Source organism: Aeromicrobium piscarium (assembly GCF_007421815.1).
In the GTDB taxonomy this organism is placed as follows: Bacteria; Actinomycetota; Actinomycetes; order Propionibacteriales; family Nocardioidaceae; genus Aeromicrobium; species Aeromicrobium piscarium.
In genome coordinates this window covers 56,880-72,590 of the sequence record NZ_VLNT01000010.1, presented here as the reverse complement: position 1 = coordinate 72,590, position 15,711 = coordinate 56,880, and the positions used below count along the sequence as shown (strand labels likewise).

The following is a 15,711-nucleotide window of genomic DNA, read 5'->3' as shown; positions in this document are numbered from 1 at the left end:
TGCCTCGTTATCGCAATTTGGCGTCTTTTCCAGTTCCCCGTTGGTTCCTGGCAGTGGTCTTTGTGGGCAGCAACCTCGAGCGTGGTCGTGGTGGCAATCGGTGCCCAGATTCGCAGACTGCTCACCGCTCGCCGCACCCGGCGGACCCGAGGCGGCGAGTGACTTGCCGGTTCCCAGGTCAGCCGAGCAGCGCACCCAGCTCAGCGACGATCGCCGGTATGCCGACGATGACGAGATCGTCGGTGCGCAGCTCGGCGGCCCCGGCCTCGCAGGCGATGAGCGCGCCACCCTCCAGGTCCCATGGCTCATTGCGGAAGGCGACGACGGCATCGGTGCCGCCCTCGGCGAGCAGCGCCCAGTCGCGTGAGGGGGCCCAGGTGCGCAGCACCCGCTTCACCGATCGTTCCACAGGGTCGAAGGCGGCACGCCGGGCCGGATCGTCGAGGTCGATCCCGTAGCCCTGGATCCATGACACGGTGGCATGGGCCAGCGGTCCGGCATCGCGCACCGCGAGTCGGCGTCCCTCCTGCCAGGCTCCCCGCCCGCGGATGGCGCTGGTGGAGCGACCGGACGGCGAGTCATGGACCACGGCCACCTCGGCTCGACCATCCAGCAGCACGGTCAGGCACACGCCGTAGACATCGAGCCCCATCGCATAGTTGTGCGTGCCGTCGAGCGGGTCGAGGAGCCACTGAACTCGCGCGTTCTCTGGTCCGTGATGGCCCGACTCCTCGCCCAGGATCGCGTGGTCCGGATACCGCGCGAGCAGATGGTGCACCATCCGGCGCTCGACATCACGGTCGGTGCGGGTGACCAGATCGATCCCGTCCTTCGCCTCCACCTCGACGCCTTCGGCCGCGAACCGGCGGGCCAGCTCCCCGCCGCCGCGCGCGAGGTCCAGGGCGGTGGCCAGGACGGCATAGTGGTCGAGGGTCATCTGCCGAGACTACGCAGCACGCCACGCGCTGCCACGCGACCGGCCCGGTTCGCGCCGATCGTGCTGGCACTCGGCCCGTAGCCGACCAACTGGATCCGGGGATCGTCGGCCACATTCGTGGGAGTGGTGGACGATCCGTCGATGCGGATACCGCCTTCGGGGCCCTTCAGCCGTAAGGGAGCCAGGTGGTCGAGTGCGTGCCGGAATCCGGTGGCCCACAAGATGACATCGACCGGCTCGAAGGATCCGCCGTCCCAGCGCACGCCGTCGGGCTCGATCCGGCTGAACATCGGGTGCCGCTCGAACGCCCCGAGACGTTGCGCTTCCTCCTCCTGCGACCGCAGCATCAGACCGGTGACTCCGGCGACGCTGTCCGGTGGCAGGCCCGCGCGGACCCGTTCCTCGACGAGCGCGACGGCCGCCCGCCCGGCCTCCACGGTGAAGGGCTCGGTCCGCCATCGCGGCTCGCGGCGGGTGACCCACAGGGTGTCGGTGACCGGCCGCAGCAGCCCGAGGAACTGCACAGCGGACTGCCCGCCGCCGACGACGAGCACGCGTTGCCCGGCGAAGTCCTCCGGACGGGTGAAGTCGACCGTGTGCAGTTGGCGCCCGCTGAAGGTCTCGATGCCGGGGTAGTAGGGGACGAACGGATGGGTCCAGGTGCCGGTGGCATTGGCGATGGTCCGGGTGCGCCATCGCCGGTCGCCGGCGTGGACGACGAGCAGGCCGTCCTCCTCGGTCACGGCGTCCACATCGACGGGACGCAGGACGGGGAGCTCGAACCGGCGCTCGTATTCGGCGAAATAGCGGGGCACGGCATCGCGGGCCTGATCGTCACCGTCATCGGGGAGGCGCCGCATACCGGGAAGATCGGCGATGCCATGCACGTCACTCATGGTGAGCGCGGGCCAGCGATGCTGCCATGCCCCGCCGGGCTCGGCGTTCGCGTCGAGGACGAGGTGCTCCACGCCTCGCCGCCGCAGATGGTACGACGTCGACAACCCCGCCTGACCGGCACCGATCACGATCGACTCGTACGTCTCCACACCGAGATCAACACCCCACGGGCCCGAGGACTTCCCTCGTCGGTCTTCGCTCGTCGTTGACGGAGGATGTGATGAGGCGGCTGCTATAGCGACCCTGGAGTCACATCGTCCGTGCGCGGGTCCACCGAGGATGTGTCGATGCGGTTGCCGGAGCAACCGCGAAAGCACATCCTGCGTCGCCACCAGGCGAACGCGCACCGACAAAAGGCCGGCCGTCGCCCGCCGCTCCCTCCACGACGGGCGACGACCGACCGGTCTGGGGCGGCCTTTCAGGCCGAGTGCGAGAAGGGCACGCTGCCGGCGGCCTCGTCGCCGCGAGCGGTGGTCTCCTCGATGATGCGGGCGATCTCCTCGGGGCAGTCGCCCATCGGGACGTGCCCGGCACCAGGCAGCGGCACATGGGTCGCCGTCGGCAGCTCGTGGCGTGCGCGGACCGCCTGGCGCGGGTTGAGGAGCCGATCCTTGGTACCCCACGCGATCGTGGTGGGCACGCGCACACCTCCGCGATAGCGGAAGCGCGCCGCCTGGAAGAAGGTCGGCCAGAATGCCTTGCCGCGTTTGAGGGCCGAGGAGTCCCCGAAGGTTCGCTCGATGTCATAGCGGTCGGGATGGGCATAGAGCAGATAGCCGCTCAGCCGACGGCCGAAGCTGCTCCGCGACACGAGCCGGAGCACCGGATCGGGGCTGTAGGTGGCCAGCTTCAGCACGATGAGCGCGGCCATCGCCTGGGCCTTGCCGGCGAGGCGGAAGAAGCCGGCCGGGCTCAGGGCGACCACGCTGCGAGCCAAGCCCTGATCGCCGAGGTAGAGCGCGATCGCGCCGCCGAGTGAGTTGCCGACCACGTGCGGTCGTTCGATGCCCCAGGCCTCGAAGTTCTCCGCGATCGCCGCGATGACGTTCTCCATCTGCGTGGGCACGCCGGCAGCCGACAGCGGCGGCGACTGACCGAAGCCCGGCAGGTCGATCGCGATGACGTCATAGTGCTCGGAGAGGCGTTCGATGACCGGCTCCCAGGCCTGCCAGCGGTGCCCGATCCCGTGGATCAGGACGAGTGGTTCCCCGCCGCCGGTACGCGAGTAGGAGAGCTCGGACAGCATCGGTACTCCCTCGGACGATCAATGTGACATCGAGAGTGTGACATGGAAAGTGGCCGCTGTCACCACTCAGTCGGCTCGGCGAACCTCGATGACCGTGCCGTCGGCGTCCGCGATGAGTGCGCCGCTGTCGTAGTCCCCGGAGACGTAGATCGAGATGCGCACGGGTGAGAAGCCGTCGTCCGACGGGGTCAGTGCGCGGCTCACATCGGCGTGCACGTGGGGGTCCTCGCCGGTCACGCCGGTCTCCTGCGCGGCCCGCCGGGCGAGTGAGGGTATCGCCGCCCAGGACACCTCGTCGAGGGTGAATGACGCGGTGTCGTCGGGCTGGATCGTCGACGGGTCGTCGTGGCTGCCTCGTCCGTAGCGGATCGTGTAGTCGTCGTAGGTCGTGGCGCCGGGCTCGCTCGGCGCGGTGGCACGGACCATGTCGTCGTAGAAGAGCACCTCGGTCGCCGCGTCGTCGCCTGTGACCTCGCGAAGTTCGGCGACGGCGTCGGCGACGCGGTCCTCGGAGTACAGATAACTGTCGCGATCATCGCCGGAGACGAGTGCGCCGGCTGAGAGTGCGAGCTCCGTGCGCGCGGGGACAGCCACCACGGCGAGGCCGGCCAGGGCGAATGCGGCGTAGGCGAGCCAGCGCCGGCCGCGACCCTTGCGACCGGTCGAGATGATCGATCGCGGACCCGAGGTCGTCTCCCCGGCCCAGACCGGCACCCCGGACGCCTTCGGTAGGCGAGCGACGCGCTCGTGCAGGTGGGGGAGCCCATCGGGGACGATCGCCACGGCGGGCTCGTCCGCGCGGAGGCGCACGACCGAGAGCGCGGTACCCGGCTGGAACTGCGGTGCCTCGATCATCGGCACGAGACGTCGCACGGTGGTGCGGTAGCTCCCCCGGTCGCGGGCATCGACCGTCAGGTGTATCTCGCAGACGGGCACGTCGTTGATCTGCGTCCCGGTCTGGGTGATCGAGTCGATGCGGGCCGCGGTCAGCCGGCCGGCCGTGCGCGCGGCATCGAGTTGCTCTTGGGGCGGACCGGCGAGGCCGCGCAAAGAGCCGCCGATGCCGACGAGGACGGCGCAGATGACGCCCACCGGCAGCGCGACGGTCCAGTAGGCGATGTAGCGGGGGTCGTGGGTCAGCGCATGCGCGACGGCACCCCCGACTCCTACTCCGACGACGGCGGCGAGCAACAGGCGGATCACGGAGAGATCCTAGTGCGCGCGTTGCGGGCCACCGAGGCATGCCGCGTTGCAACAGTGACAGTGTTAGTGTCACTATCGTGACCGTGACTCCCACCACCTCCGGCCCCCTGGCGGGCGTGCGTGTCGTCGAGCTCGTCGGCATCGGCCCGGGGCCCTTCGCCGCCATGATGCTCGCGGACCTGGGTGCGGAGGTGATCCGCGTCGATCGCCCCGGCGGCGGCGCGCTGAGCGTCGCGCCGGCCGAGCAGGACATCCTGGCTCGTGGGCGACCCAGCGCGGCCATCGACCTCAAGGCCGACCGGGGACGCGAGACGGTGCTCCGGCTCGTGGAGCGAGCCGACATCCTGCTCGAGGGATTCCGGCCCGGCGTCACCGAGCGTCTCGGGCTCGGGCCCGGCGACTGTCACGCCCGCAACCCTCGCCTCGTGTACGGGCGGATGACCGGCTGGGGACAGGACGGTCCCCTCGCTCAGCAGGCCGGACACGACATCAACTACATCTCCGTCGCGGGAGGCCTCGATCCGATCGGACGCGCGGGCGGGCCGCCGCAGGTGCCGTTGAATCTGCTGGGCGATTTCGGCGGCGGGGCCGTCTACCTGGTCGCCGGGGTCCTCGCCGCTCTCACGCATGCGCGCTCGACCGGCGAAGGCCAGGTGGTCGACGCCGCGATCACCGACGGCGTCGCGCATCTGCTGTCGATGATCGTCTCGATGCAGCAGTCCGGCGGCTGGGGTCATGATCGGGGCACCAATCTGCTCGACACCGGCGCCCCTTTCTACGACGTCTACGAGACCTCCGACGGACGATGGATGAGCGTGGGCGGCCTCGAGCCCCAGTTCTGGGCCGCGATGGAGGCCACCCTCGCGCAGCACGGCGTCACCGACCTGCCCGATCGCAACGACGTGACCCAGTGGCCCGACCTGCGTGAGCGGCTCGCGGAGGTCTTCGCCACCAAGACCCAGGACCACTGGAACGACATCTTCGCCCCCACCGACGCCTGTGTCGCGCCGGTGGTGCCGCTCGCCGAGGCGCCGGAGCATCCGCACAACCGTGCGCGCGGCACCTATGTGGAGCATGAGGGGCTCATGCAGCCCGCCCCCGCTCCTCGTTTCTCGGCCACCCCGGCCACCTTGACCACGCCCCCGGTGCGGCCGGGGGAGAACACCCGCGAGGCGCTCGCCTCGTGGGGCATCGACGATGTCGATGCGCTGATCGCCGACGGCGTCGCCGTCCAGAACTGAGGGAAGATCTATGGAACGCACCATCTTCGAGGCTGAGCACGACGACTTCCGCGCCATGGTGCGCGCCTTCTGCGAGAAGGAGATCGTCCCGCACCACGAGCAGTGGGAGGCCGACTCGATCGTGCCGCGCGAGGTCTGGCTCAAGGCCGGCGAACTGGGGATCCTCGGCTTCATGATGCCCGAGGAGTACGGCGGCGGAGGTGTCGACGACTTCCGTTACAACGCGATCGTGCAGGAGGAGCTCACCCGTGTCGGCGCGAGCGGCGTCGGCTTCGCCCTGCACACGGATCTGGTGTCCACCTATCTGCTCAGCTACGCGACCGAGGAGCAGAAGCAGCGCTGGCTGCCGAAGTTCTGCACCGGCGAGCTCATCACCGCGATCGCGATGTCCGAGCCGGTCGCCGGCTCGGATCTGCAGGGCATCAAGACCACCGCCAAGCTCGACGGCGACGACTATGTGCTCAACGGGTCCAAGACCTTCATCTCCAATGGCATCCTCGCCGATCTGGTGATCGTGGCCTGTAAGACCGATCCCGACGCGGGCGCGATGGGTGTCTCGCTCATCGTGGTCGAGCGCGGCATGGAGGGCTTCGAGCGGGGCCGCAATCTCGACAAGGTCGGACTCAAGGCTCAAGACACCGCCGAGCTCTTCTTCGACAATGTGCGTGTGCCGAAGGAGAACCTGCTCGGCAAGGAGGGCCAGGGCTTCATCTACCTGATGGAGAAGCTGCCTCAGGAGCGCCTGACGATCTCCGTCGTCGCGGCCGCCGCCTGCCGGCAGATGATCGACATGACCCTCGACTACGTCAAGAACCGCGATGCCTTCGGTCGTCCGATCGGCAAGTTCCAGAACACTCGCTTCGCCCTCGCCGAGTTGGAGACCGAGCAGCAGATCGCGCAGGTCTTCGTGGACAAGTCCATCGAGCTGCTCAACGAGAAGAAGCTGACGGTCCAGGACGCCGCGATGGGCAAGTGGTGGACCACCGAGCTGCAGACCAAGACCGCCGATCGCTGCCTGCAGCTGCACGGCGGCTACGGCTACATGACCGAGTACCCGATCTCGAAGGCATTCCTGGATTCACGGATCCAGACGATCTACGGCGGCACGACCGAGATCATGAAGGAGATCGTCGGCCGGGGCCTCGGGCTCTGACTCTCGCCCCGCCTCTCCGCCCGAGGGGCGGTGGGCTACGCACCTCTTCGAGCCGTGGACAGGTGCCTATCCCACCGCCCGAGCGGGAGGGCGAGCCACACGGTCACGTCGCGTCTCTAACGCCCGCGTAGGGCAGAGAGCACCCCGTGCCGTGAGGACAGGCCGAGCTTGCGCAGCACATTGCCCACGTGCTCCTCGGCCGTCCGCCGGCTGATCACCAAGGCATCGGCGATCTCCTGATTGGTCTTGCCATCGGCGAGCAGGTCGGCCACCTCGGTCTCGCGTGGCGTCAACGCGTTGAGGGCCTCACCGGTGGCACTGGCACGCAGCCGTTGCAGATTGCCGACGGCCATGGACAGGTGGCACGGCATGCCCAGCCGCTCGAAGCTGTCGCGCGCCTCCTCCAGGAGGTCGATGGCTCGAGCGGCTGAGGCCGGCCCGTCGCCCGCGATGACTCCCGACAGCAGGACGCCGAGGAGCGCCGACTGGCTCGCCACCCCGTACTCCAGGGCGAGCTGTCGGCCCTCCTCGTAGTAGCGGCGAGCCGTCTCGGTATCGCCCTCGAAGAGAGCGACCGTCGCGGCATCGGCATAGCGCAAGGGCGTCGTGACATCCGGAGGGTCGGTGACGAGGACGTGAGGGATCGGTTCGCCGAGCATCGCACTCGTCCGGGCCAGCGCGGACTGGGCAGTGCGCCGCCACCAGCGCACGGCCGGCAAGGGGCTCGCCTGTAGTGCATCGCGGCGTTCTCGAAGCAGTTCCATGTCCTGCTGCAGGAAGGCGGACAGCGCCTGGGCCACGCGGGCCATCGCGACGATATCGGGAACGCGGTAGCGCTCGGCGGTCTCGACCGCCAGGTCTGCGGCGGCATCGGCATCCTCCAGGCGGCCGGCCTGGGTGAGGCAGAAGGCCAGCGCGCAGTAGAGCAGGGGTTGCACGCTCATCCGGCCGAATCGCCGGGCGATCCGCAGCATGCGCTCGCCGAACTCGATGCCCTGGGGCAGCTCGTCGAGCATGTACGCGCACCACACGGCGCAGGCCGCGGCATCCATCACCTCGCGCAGCTCCTCGGCCGGACGCGCGAGCATCGCCGCCAGGACGCCGTCGAACTCGCGACGTGCGGCGCCGATATTGCCCGTGTTGAGGAGCGCGATGGTGCGTAGTGCCGCACTCGCGCTGGCATAGGGCTCGCCGTGGGCCGCCGACAGCTCGATCAGCAGCGGATCGGCCGGGTCGTGACCATCGGTGAGCGAACTGGTGGCGGCGAGTTCCAGCAGCAGCGCGGGGATGCGGGGTCCGGCATAGGAGGAGAGGACCTCATGCGCCTCATCCGGCTGGCCCGACATCCGGAGCGCGTGCGCGAGCAGCGCCCGCGCCTCAGCGCCGTGGCCGGGGAGATCGAGCAGCGGCTCCAGGAGCGGCGCGGCCTCGTCGACTCGGCCGCTCAGTGCCAGCGCACGGGCCAGCAGCAGATCCCGTCGCGGCTCGCGCAGGTGCAGTGAGGCGCGTAGCCAGCGTTCGACGCTCGCGGGATCCGTGCCGAGGGCGTGCTCGGCGGTGTCCAGGAGGACGGAGAGATCGTCGTCGGTGAGATGTGAACGGAGCCGCGAGAGATGCTCGGCGCTCTCGAGCGGGGTGGTGCCGGCGAGTGCGGCGGCGCGCCGATGCAGGTCGGCGAGGTCGTCCTCCGCGGCGGACTGATAGGTACTGGAGCGCACGACCGGATGGATGGCCTCGCTCGACTCGTCGTCGATCAGCCCGTGGCGGCGCAGCAGAACGAGATCCTCCGCGACATCGCCTCCAGTGAGCGCGGCGAGGCGTGCCGGATCGATGGCGCCGAGCACCGCGACCGCCTCGAGTGTGCGGCGGGCACAGGCGGGGAGCGCCCGGACATCCGCGCTGACGACCGAGCGGAGCAACTCCGAACGCGGGCCGCGGCCCAGCGGGAGCACTTCATCGAGCGTGGTCGCGTCGGGGTGACGGAGGAAGGCGGCGCGCAGCGTCCGGGCGAAGAGCGGATTGCCGTCCGCGGTCTCGACGACGATCCGCTGTTGCTCGGTGGTCACCCCGGCGGAGAGGGTCGCGATGTCCGGATCGGCCAGTGGTCCGACGGAGAGATGCTCGATGCTCGCTCCGGCAGAGCGCGCGGTATCGATGAGTCGGACCGGAGCCATCGCCTGTCGATAGGCGAGCAAAACGGTGAGCGGCGCGGTGCCGCTGATCAGATCGGCGAAGAACTGACTCGACATCGGGTCCAGCCATTGAGCATCGTCGATGGTGATGATGGCGTCTCGTTCGCGGAGCACGGTGATGCACTCGCGCAGGATGCCGCGGAGCGAGTGCTCCTCGATCATCTGCTGCAGGTCGGCGTCCAGCAGGCTCTCGATGACGGGGCGGGCGCTGGCGAGAGGGGAGGCGCCGGCGAAACGATCGGCGCGGGCGAGCAGTACGGGACGCTCGATCTCGGCGAGTGCGGAGGTCACGAGAGCGGTCTTGCCCGATCCCATCGGGCCGTCGACCAGGATGATGCGGGGCGGTACGGAGGGTGCGGCATGCAACTGTCCGAGGAGGAAGACCCTCTCCTCATGACGACCGATCACGTATCCCCCATGCTCCCGTACGGACGCCATGGTCCGCATCGACATCATCTCACAGACGCGCGGACTTCGGATACCCGTAGCAATACGGGTACCGGGCCGGGTGGCTGGCTTCGTAGCGTGGACGGGTTCGGTGCCCGGGGTGAGTTGCCCACGCGGCGCTCAGTTTCGTGACGAAAGGTCCCCCTGTGTCTCAGCACCGGCGAACGACCACGGCCGACCGCCTTCGGCGGCGGTTCGGCCGGTTCGGCGTCCTCGGCATGATCATCGCCCTCGTGGCGCTGACGCTCACCCCACCTGCGACGGCCGCTGAGGCGCCGCCCGCGGGTTCGTATACCGGCACGAGTACGGCGTACACCGGCGCGACGGTCGACTTCGAGATCGATGCCAACGGCAATATGAGCGGTTTCGATACCGAGAGCTACTGTTTCGACGGCTTCGGCGTGTATCCGGTGCAGTGGGCGGGAATGCCCTCCACTCCGGTCAATGCCGGAGAGCCGTTCGATCTCAGATGGGAGTTCGGCGACGGATCGGTTCGGGCCTACTACGAGCTGACCGGCACGGTCAACGCCGATGGCTCGGCCAGCGGCACCGGTCGGGCCGGCTTCCTGCCCTCCGGGACGTGCGGCGGCATGAACTTCACCTGGACGGCTCAGGGGCCGGATGGTGGCGGCGGGGATCCCGGTCCGATCGAGCCGACCATCAGCATCCAGCCCTCCTCGGTGACGGAGTCCCAGCTGGTCAGCGACGGTGTCCAGATCATCGGCGGCGACTTCATCGCCGATTCCTCGGTGACCCTCACGGTTGCTGGGTCGCAGGTCGGAACCAAGGACGCTGATGCCGATGGCGCCGTGAGCTTCGGCTATAACGGCCCCCTCGCTCCGGGCTCCTATCCCGTCGAGCTCTCGTCCGCCGATGGCAGCGTCGACAGCACCCTGACGGTGACGGCTGATCCGGATCCGGAGCCTGAGCCGTCGGTGGGTGTGTCGCCGGGTTCGGTGACGGTGTCGCAGTTGGCGTCCGATGGTGTGGTGTTCTCGGGTGAGGACTTCGGCGCGAACGCGCAGGTCGCGATCACGGCCGATGGCAGTGCTGTCGAGACGGTTGCCGCGAATGGCGGGGGTGCGTTCTCGTACACCTACAAGGGCCAGCACCAGCCGGGCACGCTGACGCTCACGGCGTCCAGTGCTGCCGGCCAGGACTCGGCCACGGTCACGGTGACCGCCGACCCTGATCCGGAGCCTGAGCCGTCGGTGAGTGTGTCGCCGGGTTCGGTGACGGTGTCGCAGTTGGCGTCCGATGGTGTGGTGTTCTCCGGCGAGGACTTCGGCGCGAATGCCGATGTCACGATCACGAACGGTCAGGGCGATGAGATCGTGGTCCTCGCCGATGACCAGGGTGCGTTCTCCTACCAGTACACCGGCGATCATCAGCCCGGCACGCTGACGCTGACGGCCTCGAGTGCTGCGGGTCAGGACTCGGCGACGGTCACGGTGACCGCTGACGCGCCCGTCTACGACCCGGACGTCTCCCTCGACCCGACCTCGGTGACGCAGTCGGCGCTCGCCGGTGGCGGCGTGACCGTCAGCGGCACGGGATTCCCCGAGAACGCCGATGTCGAGGTCCGCTTCGATGGCTCCGCTGTGGCGACCGTGGGCTCGGATGCGAGCGGCACGGTGAGCTATGAGTTGGTGCGCGAGGGCGTCGCGCCCGGCACTTATCCGGTTGCGCTCGTGAGCGGTGACTGGTCCGATCAGGCGAATCTCACGGTGACGGCTGATCCGGATCCGGAGCCTGAGCCGTCGGTGGGTGTGTCGCCGGGTTCGGTGACGGTGTCGCAGTTGGCGTCCGATGGTGTGGTGTTCTCGGGTGAGGACTTCGGCGCGAACGCGCAGGTCGCGATCACGGCCGATGGCAGTGCTGTCGAGACGGTTGCCGCGAATGGCGGGGGTGCGTTCTCGTACACCTACAAGGGCCAGCACCAGCCGGGCACGCTGACGCTCACGGCGTCCAGTGCTGCCGGCCAGGACTCGGCCACGGTCACCGTCACGGAGGATCCGGCGGTGCGTGACCCGAAGGTCACCGTGACGCCGCAGACGCTCACGCAGTCCCAGGCGCGGGACACGGGCGTCACGGTCGCTTCGACCGGCTGGTTCGAAGGCGATGTCGTGGTCTTCAGCGTCGGTGGCGAGGAAGCCGCCCGCGTGACGGCCGACGAGCAGGGCAACGCCACCGCCCAGCTCACCTCGGACAATGCGAGCATCGGACAGCACACCGTCACGGCTGCCGTCGGCGATGCGAGTGCCGAGGCGACGTTCACGGTGACGGCCGATCCCGACCCGAATGCGACCATCCCGACCGAGCCGCCGTCGGAGGATAACCTCACCGACGGCAACCGCGGTGGAGTGACCGGTCCCGACACCGCCGTCGAGGGCTCGACCATCGAACTGGTCGTGCCGGGTGCGGAGCCGGGCAGCCGGGTCGGCGTCTGGGCCTTCTCCGAGCCGACGTACCTCGGTGCGTTCGAGGTGAGCGAGAACCGCACGATCCAGGTCACGCTGCCCGACGGGCTGGTGGGCGACCACCGTCTCGCGGTCTACGCCGATGCCGAGGAAGAGATCCTCCTGGGATGGACCTCGATCACCATCACGCAGGCCGATGATGGCGGCGGCGACGACGGCGGCAACGGCGGTGGCGGCGGTGATGGCGGTCGCGATCGTGACCGTGATCGAGACGGCGGGGATCGCCTGCCGAACACCGGGGCGAATGTCGCGGGAGGTGTCGCGGGATGGGCGCTGCTGCTCCTGCTCGGCGGCGGGTTCCTGATCGCGCGTTCGCGCACCCAGGGCGGCGCACTGCGCTGATGCTCTGAGCTGAGGGCGGGGCCGTTCTGGTCCCGCCCTCAGTCATATGCCGTCTACTCTCAGGACATGCGCCGCGCCTTCCGACTGCTACCTCTTGTGGTGGGGGCGACGTATCTGGCGGCGCTGGTGCTCATCGCCTGGTGGCCGACGCATGTCGATGCGGGCCTCGGCGTGGTCGACTGGCCGCTGACCCGGGCGCTGGCAGCGGTCCTGGGGATCTCGGCCTCGTCGGCCTATGCGGTCATCGAGGTGGCGGCCAATGTGGCGCTCTTCGTGCCACTGGGGCTCCTCGTCTCCTGGCGGTTCCCGGGATGGCGGTGGTGGGGAGTCGTGCTCGTCGGTGCGCTCGTGTCGGTGGTGATCGAGGTGGTGCAGGCCGTGGCGCCACTGGATCGCACCGCGTCGGTGACCGATGTGCTCGCGAACACGGGGGGCGCCGCCCTTGGTGCCCTGGCTGTGCGATGGGCGGCTGGCAGACGCTTGGTACGCTAAGTAATAGTCGTCGAGAGGTCCGCCATGCATGAGGATGCGCCGAGCCAACCCGTTGTCGCCGAGGAGCTCGAGTCCCTCGACCGCGTCCGCCGCCGGGTGACGGTGATTGGCTTCCTGGCGATCGCCTTGCACGGTGTGGTGGCGTTGCCGCTCGTCGGCCAGTACCTCGCCGAGGACGGGCGGATGCCCGAGGCGGTGCTGATGCTGGTGATGACGGCCCTGGCGGGGATGCTGACCGTGGCGGTCTCCCGGGTGATCCTCGGGTATTCGCCCTTGTCGGTGCCGTGGCTGGCCTTCGGGCTACTGCCGATGCTCGCCGGCGTGTACCTCGTGTCGTGGGCACCTTTCACCCTCCACTGACCGAGCCTCGGAGTCGCGCCTCCTTCAGATCAGGCGACGGTTCCGGCGAGGAGTCCCGCAGCCATTCCGAGTGCCAGGCCGAGGACCGGATAGGTCAGCGAGGGGTCATCGCGTCCAACCGAACCCTCCTAGGCCACCGATCGCGCCGAGGGTCGCTATCGGACCGAAGCGATTCTCCGGCAGGAAGACGAGGGCGAGAACGCCCACGAGGAGGATGCCGAGTATCCCCGAGGACAGTGCTGTCAGGGGATCGGTACCCCTCGCCTTATCCGCCATCGTTACCTCCGTTGGAGACATCCTCCCAGCGGCGGAGGATCTCAACGACCTGAGCCGAGCCGATGGGCGCTCACGGTCGCCGTCAGCAGTTCGGCGGCGCGCTCGGTGATCAGGCGGCGCACGGTCAGGGCCGAGGGCGAGGGGCGGCTGTCGCGGCGTTGGATCAGGCCGATGCGGATCGGCGCTGTGTTGCGCAGGGGGATCCAGCGCAGTCCCGGCACGTCGACCGACGTGTCGAAGGGGCCGAGGATGCCGATGCCGGCCCCGTGGGCGACCATCACCTTGACCGATCGATCCGACATCGCCTGCACCACCACGTCCGGCTCAGGCACATCGGCGTGCAGCCGCTCCCACATGACCGTTCCCTCGCGCATGGTCACGATCGGCCAGGTCTCCAGATCGCTCCATTCGACGCTGTCGCGCTCGGCGAGCAGGTGGTCGGCGCGCACGATGACGCCGATGGGAGCTTGCAGGAGCAGGGTCCGCTCGATGGTCGGTGCCGCGGGCTCGGAGAGCATCGTGACGAGACCGAAGTCGAGCTCGCCCGAGGCGACGCCCGCCTCGATCGCCGTCGAGGCGGCCTCTGTCAGGGTGAATCGCAGGCCCGGATGCTGTTCGTGCAGCCGGCCGATCACGCTGGCGATGACCGTCTCGACGACCACCGAGATGGCGCCGATGGCGACCCGTCCCCGATACGACCCGCCGGACTCGGTGGCGGCATCGTGCACGTCCTGTTCGGCCGCGACGAGTCGCGCCATCGGCTGCAGGAGGGCCTGGCCGCTGGGTGTCGGCCGCACACCCGATCGGCTGCGGGTCAGCAGGACGACATCGAGCTCCTCTTCCAGTAGCGCGATCTGCTGGCCGAGGGCGGGCTGGCTGATGCCGCAGCGGACGGCGGCAGCACGCAGCGACCCCGTCTCGACGGCCGCGAGGAAGTATCGGGCTCGCTCGACTCGCACGGCGCCACGATATCCGGGAGACGCCCGCCGGTGAAAGTGTCTGCTTGTATCACCGCAAGATCCTCTCGCTGGAGATCTGCGCCGTCATCACGGCCACGGAGGTGAGGGCGCGAGCAGGAGCGTGTCAGACGATAACTTTCACCTTTCACATATGGAAGGTTCCGCTCAGTTCCCCCCGCCGGGCTTCTTCGAGATAGTCGCTGGTGACGCGCCTCACAGTCGTGGGGCGCACGGCGATCGAAAGGCACCGACCATGACCGAGGCCCCACTGCGGGGAGTGACCGTCCTCGACATGTCCACCATCCTGGCCGGGCCCATGGCGGCCTCGCTGCTGGGCGAGTTCGGTGCCGATGTCATCAAGATCGAGGAACCCCGCCATGGTGACCCGGCCCGTTCCTATCCGCCGCTGGTGGAGGGCGTCTCTGCGCAGTGGTCGGTCCTCGGGCGCAACAAGCGCAGCGTCACCGTAGACCTGCACCAGCCGGGCGCCGCGCAGGTCGTGGGGCGGCTGGCGGCCGCGGTGGACATCGTCGTGACCAATTTCCGTCCGGCGACGTTGCGTCGCTTCGGGGTCGACTTCGACGACCTGGTGGCCTTCCGCCCTGACCTGGTGATGGTCCACGTCAGCGCCTTCGGGCGTACCGGACCGTACGCGGAGCGTCCGGGATTCGCCCGTGTCGCCGAGGCCTTCGCGGGGCTGACCCACCGGACCGGCGAGCCCGACCGGCCTCCCGTCTTCGCGGGTTATCCGGTCGCCGATGGAGTGACCGGCATCTACGCGGCCTTCACCGCCCTGCTGGCATTGCGCCAACGGGACCGAACGGCCGAGCCGCAGCTCGTGGACCTCGCGCTCTACGAGCCGCTGCTGCGGATGATGGAGGACTTCATCGTCGACTACGACGTCACCGGTCATAGCGTGGGCCGACAGGGCAATGAGAACCCCCACATCAGCCCCAACAACCTGTACCGGACGCGTGACGGACGCTGGCTGGCATTGCCCGCGTCCACCGAGCAGATGTGGAGGCGTCTGGTGAAGGCGATGGGTGCCGACGATCTCGCCGGTTACACCGACATGGCGCAGCGGGTAGCGCACCGCCAGCAGATCGAGGATCGTGTCCACGCCTTCGTCGGTTCGTACGATCTCGAGCCCCTGATGGAGTTGCTCGTCGACGCGGGTATCGCCGCGGGCCCGGTCAACACCGCCGAGGAGATCTGCGCCGATCCGCACATCCGCGCCCGTGGTTCGGTGGTGGAGTTCCCGGACGACTCAGGACATCTACGCCGGATGCAGTCGCCGGCCGGGCTGTTCTCCGGCTTCGAGGGCACGCTCCGCTCGCCAGCACCCGGACTCGGCCAGCACACCGACGCCGTGCTGGCCGATCTCGCGGGTCTGTCCGCCGAGGAGATCGGCACTCTGCGCGCGAATGGAACGATCTGATGCGCCCATCGCCGCCGAACGACGACCCCATCAACCGCCCTGCCTTCG

12 protein-coding genes are annotated in these 15,711 nt (G+C 69.0%); 6 read left to right on the top strand and 6 right to left on the bottom strand.

The features are described 5' to 3' along the window. Positions 1–178: 178 nt before the first annotated feature. From FNM00_RS12820 to FNM00_RS12805, 4 genes are all read right to left on the bottom strand, one after another. Positions 179–937, bottom strand: coding sequence for an inositol monophosphatase family protein (locus FNM00_RS12820; protein ID WP_143913943.1), 759 nt, complete (start codon positions 935–937; stop codon positions 179–181). Next, on the bottom strand, positions 934–1,983 hold the full coding sequence (locus FNM00_RS12815; RefSeq protein ID WP_143913942.1) for an NAD(P)-binding domain-containing protein: 1,050 nt from the start codon (positions 1,981–1,983) through the stop codon (positions 934–936). The genes FNM00_RS12820 and FNM00_RS12815 overlap by 4 nt, the downstream gene beginning before the upstream one ends. A gap of 269 nt (positions 1,984–2,252) precedes the next feature. Beyond that, on the bottom strand, positions 2,253–3,080 hold the full coding sequence (locus tag FNM00_RS12810; RefSeq protein WP_143913941.1) for an alpha/beta fold hydrolase: 828 nt from the start codon (positions 3,078–3,080) through the stop codon (positions 2,253–2,255). Between the two features lie 66 nt (positions 3,081–3,146). Next, positions 3,147–4,283 (bottom strand): hypothetical protein, encoded by a 1,137-nt coding sequence (locus FNM00_RS12805; protein WP_143913940.1) that lies wholly within the window; start codon positions 4,281–4,283, stop codon positions 3,147–3,149. 77 nt (positions 4,284–4,360) lie between these two features. On the opposite strand from FNM00_RS12805, the gene FNM00_RS12800 reads away from it, so the two are divergent. Then, positions 4,361–5,524: a CaiB/BaiF CoA transferase family protein gene (locus tag FNM00_RS12800; protein WP_281281118.1), complete on the top strand. Its 1,164-nt coding sequence runs from the start codon at positions 4,361–4,363 to the stop codon at positions 5,522–5,524. A 10-nt stretch (positions 5,525–5,534) separates the two neighbouring features. Further along, positions 5,535–6,677, top strand: coding sequence for an acyl-CoA dehydrogenase family protein (locus FNM00_RS12795; RefSeq protein ID WP_143913938.1), 1,143 nt, complete (start codon positions 5,535–5,537; stop codon positions 6,675–6,677). A gap of 116 nt (positions 6,678–6,793) precedes the next feature. On the opposite strand, the gene FNM00_RS12790 is transcribed toward FNM00_RS12795, so the two are convergent. After that, the gene (locus tag FNM00_RS12790; protein ID WP_185973137.1) at positions 6,794–9,316 is read right to left on the bottom strand and encodes a helix-turn-helix transcriptional regulator; all 2,523 of its coding nucleotides are present in this window, start codon (positions 9,314–9,316) and stop codon (positions 6,794–6,796) included. A gap of 146 nt (positions 9,317–9,462) precedes the next feature. On the opposite strand from FNM00_RS12790, the gene FNM00_RS12785 reads away from it, so the two are divergent. From FNM00_RS12785 to FNM00_RS12775, 3 genes are all read left to right on the top strand, one after another. Continuing rightward, positions 9,463–12,138, top strand: a complete 2,676-nt coding sequence (locus tag FNM00_RS12785) for a hypothetical protein (protein ID WP_143913936.1) — start codon at positions 9,463–9,465, stop codon at positions 12,136–12,138. A gap of 66 nt (positions 12,139–12,204) precedes the next feature. Beyond that, positions 12,205–12,630, top strand: coding sequence for a VanZ family protein (locus FNM00_RS12780; protein ID WP_143913935.1), 426 nt, complete (start codon positions 12,205–12,207; stop codon positions 12,628–12,630). A gap of 24 nt (positions 12,631–12,654) precedes the next feature. Next, positions 12,655–12,990: a hypothetical protein gene (locus FNM00_RS12775; RefSeq protein ID WP_143913934.1), complete on the top strand. Its 336-nt coding sequence runs from the start codon at positions 12,655–12,657 to the stop codon at positions 12,988–12,990. Between the two features lie 317 nt (positions 12,991–13,307). Here the strand turns inward: FNM00_RS12775 and FNM00_RS12770 are convergent, their stop codons facing one another. Next, the gene (locus tag FNM00_RS12770) at positions 13,308–14,225 is read right to left on the bottom strand and encodes a LysR family transcriptional regulator (RefSeq protein ID WP_143913933.1); all 918 of its coding nucleotides are present in this window, start codon (positions 14,223–14,225) and stop codon (positions 13,308–13,310) included. 253 nt (positions 14,226–14,478) lie between these two features. Here FNM00_RS12770 and FNM00_RS12765 point away from each other — a divergent pair, with 253 nt between their 5' ends. Beyond that, a complete protein-coding gene (locus FNM00_RS12765; RefSeq protein WP_185973136.1) occupies positions 14,479–15,663 on the top strand; it encodes a CaiB/BaiF CoA transferase family protein in 1,185 nt (394 codons plus the stop codon). Positions 15,664–15,711: the final 48 nt, after the last annotated feature.

What these genes read in the sequence shown, in the direction of transcription:
- FNM00_RS12820 (WP_143913943.1), bottom strand. Translation starts at nt 937, where the DNA reads ATGACCCTCGACCACTATGCCGTCCTGGCCACCGCCCTGGACCTCGCG.
- FNM00_RS12810 (WP_143913941.1), bottom strand. Translation starts at nt 3,080, where the DNA reads ATGCTGTCCGAGCTCTCCTACTCGCGTACCGGCGGCGGGGAACCACTC.
- FNM00_RS12795 (WP_143913938.1), top strand. Translation starts at nt 5,535, where the DNA reads ATGGAACGCACCATCTTCGAGGCTGAGCACGACGACTTCCGCGCCATG.
- FNM00_RS12790 (WP_185973137.1), bottom strand. Translation starts at nt 9,316, where the DNA reads ATGCGGACCATGGCGTCCGTACGGGAGCATGGGGGATACGTGATCGGT.
- FNM00_RS12780 (WP_143913935.1), top strand. Translation starts at nt 12,205, where the DNA reads ATGCGCCGCGCCTTCCGACTGCTACCTCTTGTGGTGGGGGCGACGTAT.
- FNM00_RS12775 (WP_143913934.1), top strand. Translation starts at nt 12,655, where the DNA reads ATGCATGAGGATGCGCCGAGCCAACCCGTTGTCGCCGAGGAGCTCGAG.
- FNM00_RS12765 (WP_185973136.1), top strand. Translation starts at nt 14,479, where the DNA reads ATGACCGAGGCCCCACTGCGGGGAGTGACCGTCCTCGACATGTCCACC.